Below are 12,439 nucleotides of genomic sequence, written 5' to 3'. Positions count from 1 at the left end.
TAGATTATAAAAGCACAATGTAACTATGTCAAGGTACTAGCAGATAGGTATGGCGCTGCTGGAAGCCAGGGTAAGGGATTGATTCTGCCTTGAATAGAAATATACCTGATTGGAGAGACGGTCCTCTTTGGGAACCTCGGTTTGATTGATGTGGGCCACAAGCCTGCTCATCTCATTGTAGGAAATGTCGCCGTCATCAGGAAGAAGAAGGACTTCGTGGATACTGGATGGAAGGATGATGATATCCTTTTCCATGCTGTCCGCGAAGTTTTTCAGTACTCCGGGATAAAGGATACAGGCAGCCCCGTTGATACCGGATGTATTGCTCAGCACAAAGAAGGGAGCGGATGCATCGGGGTCAGGAAGCCCATGATCCCCTGGCTGATTGCCAAAAGGCTGGGAAGCAGGTTCCTGTTCCATGGCCTCAGAAAGGTCTTCGATAATCCGTGCCATACTGGATATGACAGGCGGAAACAGCCTTGGAGTGTTGGCAAGGGCTGTTTCCTTCAGCTCTGTCAGGGAAATATTCCAGATATCCAGATGGAGGTTATGGATGGTGGCGGTCATAAGTCCGCTGTCATCCTCATGGAGGCATAGATAAAAGACCAGGGCCAGGTCCAGCCAGGCAATGTGGGGAATCTCCTTTAACAGCGCCTGGTTCGAGTCTGCATGAATCAGCCTGCAGGCAATAAAGGGCCTGATTTCCTCAAAGCACGCAAGCTTTTCATAGTCCACATCAGGCGGCGTCTGGTTGTCCTGATACAGGGTCATGAGTTCTGATACAATATCCCCAATGGGACGTCCGGCCTGATGCTGGAGATAGCAGGGATTCAGGTAAATGGCCGGCGCCACATGTCCGCCGGACTTGGCGATGCACAGGCCGTCTAACATAAGGCCGTTGTTCTTGGGAACCCTGCGCAGTGTAAGGTCATATCCCTTCCCTAAAGCATGTTCCATCTGTTCTTTTACTTCATTGAGAAATGTTTCGTATTCCACGAAAATACCCCCTTGGTTTTTATTTATGATAACTGTTGGACAGTTCCATATCGTCTGCAATGGGATTATAAGGGGAGGTCCGGAAAAAGAATGGTGGACATGCCGCCTTAGAATGCACAAGATAAAATGAATAGGAAGAATGGAAAGATAGTATTCAAAAGAATTGCATCCAGCTTAATCCATCCAGCGGTTTTTGTCAAGAGCCGGGAGGGGGATTTTATGAATTGTTTACATTTACCTTCCATAAATGAAATTGACGAAATGACTGGCGGCTGTTATACTCAAACCTGAAGCAAGACGTGGCTGTTCAGGCACGTCCCGGGGTTGGAAATTTTTGGGAATTGCAGGTAGGATCATGGGAAATGAAGAACATCTGCTGGCCAGGACCGCGCTGCTGGCCGGGGAAATCATGCTTGTAAGCGGTGCCGAAATCGCCAGGATTGAGGATACGATTCATCATATATTGGGCTGCTGTCCGGACAGGAAGGCGCAGACCATGGTGTTCAGCACAGGTATATTCGTAAGCCTGGATAACAGCAGGGGGGAAGCCATCACCCTGGTGCGGCGGGTGAACGAGCGTTCCACTAATCTGGGGAGGATTTATCTTGTTAATGAGGTGTCCAGAAAACTCTGCAGTCAGGCCATGACCCCATTAGAAGCATATGAGGAGCTGGAGATGATCAGGACAAGGAGCCAGTATGAAAAATGGCTCAAGGCGCTGAGTTATATGTTTATTTCCTTTTTTTTCGGAGTGGTGCTGAGGGGCAGTGCGGCGGACTGCATTGCGGCAGCGCTGACAGGCGGTGTGCTGGGATCTGTTGTATACATGGCATCCAGGATCCAGCTGAATGATTTCTGCACCAATGTGCTGGGGGCTTTCTCTTTGGGCACGGCGGCGCTGGCGCTGAACCGGTGGCTGCTGACCGGAAGCAGTACGGATATTGTCATTATCAGTGCTGTCATGCCTCTTGTGCCAGGCGTGATATTCACAACAGCGGTCAGGGATACGCTGAATGGGGATTACTCTTCCGGGGCCGCGAGGATGCTGGAAGCCATTGTGACGGCGCTGGCGGTGGCGGCAGGAGTGGGAGCCAGCATGGCGCTGTTCCACCAGCTGACAGGGGGAGGGACCGTATGGTAGGGGAAATGATGATGTGTGCACAGATGGGAATGCAGGCCATGGGAGCACAGGCTGCGGAGGCACAGGCCCTGGGCGCTCAGGTCATGGGAATGCAGGGGACCGGGATAATGGGAATCGTCATACAGGTGGCCGGCGCTTTCATGGCAGTGCTCAGTTTTGGGCTGGTGCTGGATCTGCCGCGGAAGTATCTGGGGTGGTCGGGCATCACAGGAGGCGTCTGCTGGCTGGTATACATTCTTGTGAAGGCAGGCAGCGGGTCCCTGGTATTTGGGGCATTTATGTCCGGCCTGGCAGTGGCGCTCATGGCCCATGTCCTGGCCAGGATGCTGAGGGCGCCGGTGACCGTAATCCTCATACCCGGCATCCTGCCCCTGGTTCCGGGAACATCCATTTATAACTGGGTATACCATATCATCCGAAGCAGCAGGGAGCAGTCCATGTACTATCTTATCGAGACAATACAGATTGCCGGGGCCATTGCCATGGCTGTTTTTCTGATGGATTCCATGTTCAGGATGGTGGGGAACAGGAAGAAAGTGTAAAAAAGACTTGAAGTTTTGTGAGAAATATAGTATCATAATGGAGATGCGTCTGTAGCTCAGTGGATAGAGCAGTGGCCTCCGGAGCCGCGTGCGGAGGTTCGATTCCTCTCAGACGCATTTTTGATTGCCCAGATCATGGGTGGTATGGGTTGATTTAAACGGATATCATGTATAATGCCGCAGTGTGCCAGGATTCATTCCTGCATACTGCGGCATTTGGCGTCTTCCGGCCGTCTTCCGGCCTTTGCTGGTCCAGTGTAACTATACATGCAGTGCCTTCTTCACTGTAATCATTTAAGCAATACCGGCAGGCTTTTAAGTGTCCAAAGCAATACCATCTGGCTTTTAAATGTTCAAAGCTGCGCCAGCTGGTTCTTATAAGTCAGGGACGGGGAATCCTTGTAGGTCTGGATACTGCAGAAGTAATCCAGGGCTGCCTTGCGGCAGTTCTCAATATGGCTTTGCATCAGGGCAATGGCGCGCTCCGTGTCCTTGTCCAGCAGGCTGTTCAGGATATCCAGATGCTCCAGACGGGCGTCATGGATCTGCACCTGGTTCTGCTTGCTGGAAATGATGACCCGGGTATTCTCATCAAATATGCGGTGCATCATATCAATGATATAGCGGTTGCCGCAGTGTTCGATGATGAACAGGTGCATGGCGGTGTCCAATCGGAATCCGTTCTGTATATCAGGGGCCTCTCCTTTGAACTTGCCGCAGAAGGCCAGCAGTTCCTCGCGGGGAAGGTGGGGCGCTGCCAGGCGTACGGCAATGGGCTCAATCTCAATTCTTGTCTGAAAAATCTGAAGCACATCGTTTAAAGATATGTCTGTGACATAAATCCCTTTTTTGGGCATGATTTTCACAAAACCTTCCATCTCCAGGCGGCTGATGGCCTCACGCACAGGCGTACGGCTGGCACCCAGGTCAGCAGCCAGCTGCGCTTCATTCAACAGGGTGCCGGGAGGATAGATACAGTTGACCAGACGCTCCTTTAATATACAATATGTGTGGTTTTTTAAGTCCTTATTGGCGGTTTTAGGCATAGCAAAATCTCCTTGTAGTATACAACTAATTATAATTATAGGCTATCCAGATGAAAAAATCAATAAACAGGTTGAAAAAAATACAATAAAATCAATGCTTTTATAAAGTATACAAAATATCTTCCAAAAAGTAATTGGGCATATTGCATAAAAATAAATATTGAATTGTGTAGAATGTGTATATTGAAAATGAAAAACGCATGTTGTATACTACAGACATGATTAATAAATGCAACGAAGCAAGAACAGATGGAACAAGGGTGAAGCAACACCAGAAAACAAAGCAACAGTAAGGAGAGTATGATATGAAGAAAACATTATTAGCAGCAGCAATGATTGCAGCCATGTCAGTATTTATGTTAGCAGGCTGCTCCGGTGAGGGAGCAAGGCAGGAGCAGACGGCCCCGGCCACCACGGCAGCGCCCCAGGGAAGCGATGCAGCGGCCCAGACTGAGAAGAAAAGTAATAAGACGGTAAAGGATCCTTACAAGGATGACATTAAGCTGGCCTATGTTGCACATGATATCGGAACGCCTGTGAACCAGGCATGGCTGGAAGGCATTGAGCGGGAATGCGCTTATTATGATAATATAACAGTCCAGGGCTTTGACGCAAAGAGCAGTGCGGAAGAGCAGGTTAAGATCATGTCGGAAATCATTACACAGAAGTATGACGCAATCATTCTTCAGGCAAGCGATAACTCAGCCCTTGCGGCATCTGTGACAGAAGCAGAGGAAGCAGGCATCCCTGTCATCACCATCAATATGGATGTGGACTCCGTCCATTCAGCCCTTGTACAGATGGTGGACTATGATGCGGGCCGCCTGGCAGCAGAAGAGATTGCAAAAGAGCTGGACGGGACAGGCAAGATCGTGATTATCCAGGGCCTCCCCGGCATCATCCGTACAGATAACCTGGAAAAAGGGTTCCGCGACACGATCAGCCAGTATTCGGGCATTGAAATCATTGGTTCCCAGGCAGCCAACTTTGAGAAGGAAACAGCCATGAGTGTCATGAACAGCTTCATGCAGGCCAATGACAAGATTGACGGTGTATTTGCCATTAACGATGCCATGGCAGAGGGCGCTGCCCTTGCAGCTGAGTCGGCAAACCGCCTGGACGGGATGGTAATCTGGGGCGCTGACGGTGAGAAGGACGCTCTTGCTATGATTGAAAGCGGACAGCTGACAGGCACGATTTACACCAACTGCTGGGATGAAGGATCCACTGCTGCCAAGATCGCACTTCTCATGATTGGCTCAGAATACAGCTATGACGTGCTGTCCAAGACACCGGTCATCAACATGGAGCCGGTTGTGGTCACAAAGGACACGGTAGGACAGATCCTTCCGGAAGACCGCTGGTAAAAAGAAGCATTGGAAAAGGAAATGGTGGCAGGAGAGGCATGGGCAGCTCCTGCCCTTGGAAATTTCACGATACAAGTCTTAATATCACGATACAAGGCTTAAGGAGTTAACTTATGAAGCAGAATACAATCAGACGTTTTATTTCCCTGGCCATGCTGTTTGTGCTGGTAATCTTATTTTCTGCCACCAGTGACTATTTCCTGCAGGCAAAGAACATCATCTCTATTTTCAGGGATGCATCGGTCATCGGGATTGTGGGAATCGGGGTTACATATGTAATCATCACGGGCGGGATTGAGCTTTCCACAGGTTCTGCCCTGGCTCTTGTGGGCATGGTCATGGCTAATATTTACCGTTATACCACCCTTCCCATATGGCTTATGCTGGCTGCAGGTATAGTTGTGGGGCTGGCAGCGGGCTGGTTCAATGGTTTTATCATAACCAGGTTTTGCCTCCCCGAATTCATAGCCACCCTGTCCACCTTAAGTATATACAGGGCCCTTACCTATGTGATTGCCATTAAGGAAAATGGAATCATTACCAGCCAGCCCATGAAGGATTACAGGTTCACCGTGTTCGGGGGCTCTGTGGGAGGCGTTTATTATGTGACCATTGCGTTTTTCGTACTGGCTGTAATTGGGCAGGTCATCCTTAAAAAGACCAGGTTCGGCACGAACCTCTATGCAGTTGGTTCCAACAAAAAGGCGGCGGAGCTGTCCGGCATCCACACGGACAGGACCAGGATGGCGGCATTTGTCATTGTTGGTTTCTGCGTGGCTGTGGGATCCATTTTCACCACATCCAGGCTTCAGAGTACCACGGCTGTGCTGGGTACCGGCCTGGAGTTCAATGTAATTGCGGCAGTGGTGGTCGGCGGCTGCGCCCTGGACGGCGGAAGGGGCGATGTCATAGGAACCGTTATCGGCGCCCTGTTCATGTCGGTACTGGACAACGGCATCTACAAATACCAGATCAACACTGCATATCAGCCCATCATCAAAGGCGCCATCATCATCCTTGTAGTTGTGTTTGACGCATGGTACAACAAGCGGATGGAACAGGCTTCCAAGAACAGGAAGCGGTTATGTGAGGAGGTGACGGCCTCATGACAGGAGGAAATATATCAGGGGAGACAATCCTGCAGGCCCTGGATATCGGCAAGAGCTTTGGCGGTGTGCCGGTTTTAAAGCATGTGGACCTGGAAATCAGGAAAGGGGAGGTCCACGCCCTTATGGGGGAGAACGGGGCGGGCAAGTCTACCTTAATCAAGATTATAACAGGAGCCTATTCCAAGGACAGCGGACAGCTTAAATGGAAGGGGAACAATGTGGAAATCAACAGCAGGAGCGATTGCCAGGCCCTGGGCATTTCCTGCATATATCAGGAACTTTCCGTCATACCGGCCCTTAGCGTTTCGCAGAATGTGCTTCTTGGCAAGGAACCCAGGATTGGTAAGACGCATCTGATTGATTATAAGAAAATGAACTCCATGGTCCAGGAACTGATTGAACGCTATGGGTTTCCGCTGAATCCAACGGATTGTGTCAATGACCTGGGAATCGGGCAGCGCCAGCTGGTGGAGATACTAAAGGGGCTGTCATCGGATGCAGATTTGCTGATTATGGATGAACCCACGGCGTCCTTAAGCGGGCGTGAGTCCGAAATCCTGTTTTCCATCATTGAGGCCCTGAGGGATAAGGGCGTCAGCATCATTTACATTTCCCACAGGCTGGAGGAGGTCTACCGCCTGGCCGACCGTCTTACCATACTGCGGGATGGGGAAAATGTGGTGGTGCTGGAAAAAGAGGAAATCAATCCGGTGGAAGTCATCCGCCTGATGATCGGCAAGGTGGTGGATGAATCCGAAGGATCGGTCAAGACCTTATGCAGGACCGGCAGCGAGGTTGCCCTGGAAGTCAGGGATTTAAGCAGCAGGGGAGTATTTGATAAAGTAAGCTTTCAGGTGCGCAGGGGAGAGATACTTGGTTTTGGCGGCCTCATCGGAGCGGGCAGGACAGAATTGGTCCGCTGTCTTTACGGCATTGATGGATACAGCAGCGGTGAGATTTATCTGGAAGGGGAGAAATATGTCCCCAAGGTGAAGAAGAGCATTAAGAGAGGGTTTGGGTTCGTGCCTGAGGACAGAAGGAACCAGGGATTCATCCCCCTTCTGTCCATTAACAGGAACACGGCCCTGACCAACTATGACCTGATCCGCAAAAGCGGCGGGGCCATATCAAAGAAGGAAGAACTCAAGATGTGCCTGAACGCAATTGAAGCAGTGGATATCCGTCCAAAGGACCCGGACAAGGCAGTGGGACTGCTCTCTGGAGGAAACCAGCAGAAGGTGGTGCTGGGTAAATGGCTGATGCGGGGCCTGAAGCTTCTGATTGTAGATGAGCCAACAGCAGGAATCGACGTGGGGGCCAAGGATGAAATCTACCGTATCCTCAGGGAACTGGCTCTCAGGGGCGTGATGGTCATTCTTGTGTCCTCGGACCTTCAGGAACTTCTGCGGGTTTCAGACAGGATATTGGTCATGCGCAAAGGCAGGATTGTAAAAGAATTTTCAGAGGGAACGGTGACCCAGGCTGACATACTGGCCGCGGCATCCGGGCTCTTGGGTTAAGGGGGGATGAATTCATGAAGCGGGAAGTTAGTCTAAAAAGATACAGCAAAATATTCATCCTTCTGGGATTCATGTTGGTGCTGACCATCATTGCGCCCCACAGTTTCCCCACCATTGCCAATCTGTCCAATGTGCTGTGGTCCGTATCCGTTATCGGCATCATGGTGTCCGGCTCCATCTTTGCAATCCTGGTAGGCGGGATTGACCTTTCAGTGGGTTCCATGCTGGCCCTGACAGGAATCATCGTGGTGCGGATCATACGTTTTTTTGATTATTCGGTCACAGGCGTCCTGATAGGAATCCTGGCCGCGCTTTTGTGCGGCGTGCTTGTGGGGGTGGTGCACGGTATCATCATAACAAAATTCAAGGTGCCTGCATTCCTTATTACCTTTGCAACCCAGAGCATCATATCCGGTATTTCCATGATACTTACCAACAATAAAATCCTGGGATGCCTGGAACCTAAGGCATTTACCTACATCGGAATCGGTAAGCTGCTGGGACTGCCTGTGCCTGTTTTCATCATGGCGGCGGTTGCCCTTATCAGCTTCTATGTCCTTGATAAAACCCAGCTGGGCCGTTATGTCTATGCGGTGGGGGGCAATCCGGAGGCATCCAGGCTGTCCGGCATTTCCGACAACGGCATCACCATGCTGGCCTACATCTTTTCCGGCCTGACCGCGGCCATTGGCGGCATTGTCCTTGCGTCCATGACCCAGCAGGCCATGGCCAGCACGGGCAGCGGGTATGAGACAGAGGTAATCACCGCGGCAGTCATCGGCGGCGTCAGCCTGGCCGGCGGCGAAGGAACGGTCATGGGCGCCATCTTCGGCGCGGTCCTGGTAGGGCTTCTGAATAATGGGATGAACCTGATGAATGTGCCGTCCACCCATCACGGCCTGGTAAAAGGCCTGGTCATCATCACTGCGGTGGCAGTGGACATCATGGGCCATCAGGAAAAGAAAAAGGGATTACTCCCACCATTATTCCGCAAACAAGGAGGAACAGTTCAATGAAAAAAATAGATTCACATCTGCATGTAGCTGAAATCATAGCGGGATACTGCCGGAGAGGGGAACTGAGGGCAGCCGGAAATGGCATGGCTGAGTGGGGCAGCGGAGAGACTTTCCGGCTGCTGCCCGAAGGCTATGGGGATACCAGCTTTACCGCGGAAGCAGCCCTTGCGATCATGGACCGGCATCAGGTGGAAAAAGCCGTGCTGATGCAGGGAAGCATGTATGGTTTCCAGAACCGGTACCACTATGAAATCATGAAAAAGTACCCGGACCGTTTCTGTCCGTCCTGTACCCTGGACCCTTTCATGACCAATTACCTGGATATCCTGTCTTTCCTATTAAAAGAACGGAAATTCCGCCTGGTCAAATTCGAGGTAAGTTCCGGCGGCGGCCTCATGGGCTGCCACGACCCCTTTGACCTGGATTCTGGCCGTATGATGAAGATATATGAAATGATTGACCAGTGCAATGCCGTGGTGGCCCTTGACATCGGGGACCGGACCATGGCCAGCTATCAGCCGGAGAACCTGTCCCGTGTGGCAAAGGCATTTCCAAACATGAAAATGGTCCTGTGCCACCTCCTTGCCCCGGCCAGGGGGGATGAGCAGCGCCTCTGGTCCGACCTGGAACTGCTTAATCAGGACAATGTGTGGTTCGACATTTCCTCCGTGCCAAAAATCTATGCCCCGGATACATATCCGTATCCTGATGTGAACACCCTGCTCCGCCAGGCCGCGTCCCGCCTTGGCGTAAAAAAACTCCTGTGGGGCACCGACGCGCCCTTTGCAGCCACCCAGGACAGCTACGGGCACCTGACCGATTACCTGACCCATGGCGGCTGGACGCAGGAGGAGCTGGACGCCATCTACTATGACAATGCCGCTTACGTATATTTCCGGCAAAAGGAGGCGTAAAATGGTCAGAGCAAAAGAATCCATAACACGGACAACCAAACCCGCCCCATTTAACGGGACAGGCGAAATCTGTGTCAGGGACCTGTTAAACGGACCGGGTGAAATGTACAACAAAGCAAGGGTTTTCGCCCACACCACGGTCTATCCGGGTTCAGCCATCGGTTACCATGTCCACACCAACGAGTCAGAGACCTACTACATCCTGAAAGGCACTGCCAGATTCAACGACAACGGGACGGAACACATCCTTTGCCCCGGGGACGTTGCTTTTACCGGCAGCGGGGATGGCCATGGAATTGAAGCACTGGAAGGACCCGTGGAGATGATTGCCCTTATCTTATACGAAAACGAACCATCCCAATAAGAACATCTCTGAACTGAAAAAGCCCTTTTACTAAAAAGCTGCTGTATGCAACCGGAAATCCGCATATAACAGCTTTTTATTTTCCTGTAAGGTCCATGATTTCCCGGCCCGCGGTTCACGGGCCAATGCATGGGACCTTGTTGCCGATGTTCTTATCCCATTGCATTTTCCCACGCTTTTTGTTAGAATAAGACGAAGTGGTTATTATACCCAAATGACGCATATGCAAGCATGAGGACTGGAGGACTTATATTTATGAGACAGAACAGAAGACGGACACGCAGCAGAAGGTCTGACGCTGACAAGATAAAATACATCCGGATGGCGGCCATCCCCCTAGCGGTGGTGATTGTGCTGGTGATCATCATAATGGTCATGGACAAAAAGCCGGATGGCAAGGAGGCGGCTGCCACGCCCGGAACCGGGATTTCCACTGATTCCAATGCATCCGGTGCGGATATCAGTATTTCCGGGGATGGGACGGAAGCCCGGGATGCGGATGTGGAACCGGACAACAGCCAGTATACAACGGATTTTTCCCATTATGAGCTTGCAAAGGACGCGGTTCCCCAGGTCAACCTGCTGATCAGTGAGTATTTCCAGGCCAAGATTGACCAGGACGCGGAAAAGTTATATGGACTTTTTGGCAAGTCTGCGGATGAGGGCCTTCAGGCGCGCAGGGAAGAACTGAAAAGCGAGGCTGTCTACATTGAGGACTATCAGGACATTGTATGTTATACCAAGCCGGGGCTGACGGCAGACTCCTATGTGGTCTATGTGACCTATGAGGTGAAGTTCAGAAGGGTGGATACCCTGGCGCCGGGACTTATGTGGTGTTATGTACTGAAGGATGACAGCGGCAATTATATCATACGTGAAAACGTTGTGGGTGACGAAGCTGATTACGTGGCAAAGCAGAATCAGTCTGAGGACGTGCGCCTTTTATCCAAGCAGGTCAATGAGCGCCTGCGCCAGGCCATTGAATCCGATACGCTTCTTGCCGGGATTTATGGGGATTTGCGGAACGGGGCAGTGGTAAGCAGCTCAGAGGAAGAGGGACAGGACAGCATGGTATCCCTTGAGGATGATGGGGCCGGTTCCCAGGGTGCGGATGAAAGCGGGGCTTTAGCGCCTGAAAACAGCGCGGGTGCGGCGGGCGGCAGCGCCCAGGGCAGTGACGCTTCCGGTGAACATGCGGCGGGAGCCGCCTCCTCAGACCAGGCATCCGGCCAGGACGGAGCCGGCTCCGGCAGCCAGGGCAGCGGGAATCCGGGCGCCGGACAGGCAGATGCATCACAAGGACAGGATGGGGCCCCGGAGACAACAGGCGGTTCTGAGGTAAAGATTGAATAAAACTGGAGGAAGACAGGACATGGATGTAAAGGATTTTTATTTTGATTTACCGGAGGAACTGATAGCCCAGGACCCGCTTAAGGACCGCTCCTCATCACGGCTTTTGGTACTGGACAGGGATACAGGGGAAGTGCAGCACAGGGTATTCAGGGATATTGTGGAGTATTTACGGCCGGGGGACTGCCTGGTGATTAATGATACAAAGGTAATACCGGCCAGGCTCTTTGGCATCAAGAAGGATACAGGTGCAAAGATTGAAATCCTGCTTCTTAAGCGCAGGGAAAACGATATCTGGGAAACACTGGTCCGCCCGGGCAAGAAGTGCAGGCCGGGGACTGTCATTGAGTTTGGGGAAGGCCTGCTGAGCGGTACCGTGGTGGAGACTGTGGACGACGGCAACCGTCTGATCCGGTTCAGTTACAAGGGCATATTTGAGGAGATTTTAGACCAGCTGGGCCAGATGCCCCTTCCGCCCTATATCACACATGAGCTGAAGGACAAGAACCGGTACCAGACCGTGTATGCAAAGCATGAGGGGTCGGCGGCAGCCCCCACAGCCGGACTGCATTTTACCAATGAACTTTTAAAACAGATTGAGGAAATGGGGGTCAAGGTGGCACATGTGACGCTCCATGTGGGTCTTGGGACCTTCCGCCCCGTGAAGGTGGAAAATGTCCTGGACCACCACATGCATTCGGAGTTCTACGTGGTGGAAGAATCCGAGGCCAGGAAGGTAAACGACACCAAGGCGGCCGGAGGCCGGGTCATCTGTGTGGGGACCACCAGCTGCCGTACCGTTGAGTCCGCTTCCACGGACGACGGCATCCTGCAGGCCAAAACAGGATGGACTGAGATATTCATCTATCCGGGATACCGGTTTAAAGTACTGGATGCCCTGATAACCAATTTCCATCTGCCGGAGTCCACACTGGTAATGTTGGTAAGCGCGCTTGCGGGAAGGGGACATATCCTGGACGCGTATAAGGAAGCCGTGAAGGAACGCTACCGTTTCTTCTCATTTGGGGACGCCATGTTTATTGCATCCAGCCCAGTGGCTCAAAAGCGGTGAAT

The 12,439-nt window shown here is 51.8% G+C and carries 13 protein-coding genes and 1 tRNA gene; 12 read left to right on the top strand and 2 right to left on the bottom strand.

All coding sequences use genetic code 11. The features are described from left to right. Window positions 1–36: 36 nt before the first annotated feature. Window positions 37–996: a DUF5688 family protein gene (locus tag DWX59_RS17310; RefSeq protein ID WP_117560465.1), complete on the bottom strand. Its 960-nt coding sequence runs from the start codon at window positions 994–996 to the stop codon at window positions 37–39. A 126-nt stretch (window positions 997–1,122) separates the two neighbouring features. Between DWX59_RS17310 and DWX59_RS29040 the strand changes: the two genes are divergently transcribed. The 4 genes from DWX59_RS29040 (at window position 1,123) to DWX59_RS17295 (ending at window position 2,796) form a co-directional block, all read left to right on the top strand. After that, a complete protein-coding gene (locus DWX59_RS29040; RefSeq protein WP_165642499.1) occupies window positions 1,123–1,287 on the top strand; it encodes a hypothetical protein in 165 nt (54 codons plus the stop codon). Window positions 1,288–1,351: 64 nt separating this feature from the next. Then, a complete protein-coding gene (locus tag DWX59_RS17305) occupies window positions 1,352–2,137 on the top strand; it encodes a threonine/serine exporter family protein (protein ID WP_117560464.1) in 786 nt (261 codons plus the stop codon). 107 nt (window positions 2,138–2,244) lie between these two features. After that, window positions 2,245–2,679, top strand: coding sequence for a threonine/serine exporter family protein (locus DWX59_RS17300; protein WP_117560474.1), 435 nt, complete (start codon window positions 2,245–2,247; stop codon window positions 2,677–2,679). Between the two features lie 45 nt (window positions 2,680–2,724). Beyond that, a tRNA-Arg gene (locus DWX59_RS17295) sits at window positions 2,725–2,796 on the top strand. Window positions 2,797–3,032: 236 nt separating this feature from the next. Here DWX59_RS17295 and DWX59_RS17290 read toward each other — a convergent pair. Continuing rightward, window positions 3,033–3,725 (bottom strand): GntR family transcriptional regulator, encoded by a 693-nt coding sequence (locus tag DWX59_RS17290; RefSeq protein WP_117560463.1) that lies wholly within the window; start codon window positions 3,723–3,725, stop codon window positions 3,033–3,035. Between the two features lie 305 nt (window positions 3,726–4,030). On the opposite strand from DWX59_RS17290, the gene DWX59_RS17285 reads away from it, so the two are divergent. From DWX59_RS17285 to queA, 8 genes are all read left to right on the top strand, one after another. Beyond that, window positions 4,031–5,092, top strand: coding sequence for a sugar ABC transporter substrate-binding protein (locus DWX59_RS17285; RefSeq protein WP_165642501.1), 1,062 nt, complete (start codon window positions 4,031–4,033; stop codon window positions 5,090–5,092). Window positions 5,093–5,205: 113 nt separating this feature from the next. Further along, the gene (locus DWX59_RS17280) at window positions 5,206–6,201 is read left to right on the top strand and encodes an ABC transporter permease (RefSeq protein WP_117560462.1); all 996 of its coding nucleotides are present in this window, start codon (window positions 5,206–5,208) and stop codon (window positions 6,199–6,201) included. Next, window positions 6,198–7,721 carry a sugar ABC transporter ATP-binding protein gene (locus tag DWX59_RS17275; RefSeq protein WP_235845089.1) on the top strand — a complete coding sequence of 508 codons (1,524 nt, stop codon included), beginning with the start codon at window positions 6,198–6,200 and terminating at the stop codon, window positions 7,719–7,721. The genes DWX59_RS17280 and DWX59_RS17275 overlap by 4 nt, the downstream gene beginning before the upstream one ends. Window positions 7,722–7,735: 14 nt before the next feature. Continuing rightward, the gene (locus DWX59_RS17270) at window positions 7,736–8,737 is read left to right on the top strand and encodes an ABC transporter permease (RefSeq protein ID WP_117560461.1); all 1,002 of its coding nucleotides are present in this window, start codon (window positions 7,736–7,738) and stop codon (window positions 8,735–8,737) included. Continuing rightward, on the top strand, window positions 8,734–9,651 hold the full coding sequence (locus tag DWX59_RS17265; RefSeq protein ID WP_117560460.1) for an amidohydrolase family protein: 918 nt from the start codon (window positions 8,734–8,736) through the stop codon (window positions 9,649–9,651). Before DWX59_RS17270 ends, DWX59_RS17265 begins: the two co-directional genes overlap by 4 nt. Window position 9,652: 1 nt before the next feature. After that, a complete protein-coding gene (locus tag DWX59_RS17260) occupies window positions 9,653–10,015 on the top strand; it encodes a cupin domain-containing protein (RefSeq protein WP_117560459.1) in 363 nt (120 codons plus the stop codon). A gap of 255 nt (window positions 10,016–10,270) precedes the next feature. Next, window positions 10,271–11,368 carry a hypothetical protein gene (locus tag DWX59_RS17255; protein WP_117560458.1) on the top strand — a complete coding sequence of 366 codons (1,098 nt, stop codon included), beginning with the start codon at window positions 10,271–10,273 and terminating at the stop codon, window positions 11,366–11,368. Window positions 11,369–11,387: 19 nt separating this feature from the next. Beyond that, on the top strand, window positions 11,388–12,437 hold the full coding sequence (gene queA / locus DWX59_RS17250) for a tRNA preQ1(34) S-adenosylmethionine ribosyltransferase-isomerase QueA (RefSeq protein ID WP_117560457.1): 1,050 nt from the start codon (window positions 11,388–11,390) through the stop codon (window positions 12,435–12,437). The last annotated feature ends 2 nt before the right edge of the window (window positions 12,438–12,439 follow it).

The sequence above is a fragment of the Enterocloster aldenensis genome (genome assembly GCF_003434055.1).
Classification (GTDB): Bacteria; Bacillota; Clostridia; order Lachnospirales; family Lachnospiraceae; genus Enterocloster; species Enterocloster aldenensis.
The sequence above is the reverse complement of the archived record's forward strand: the minus strand, read 5'-3'. Positions and strand labels throughout refer to the sequence as shown.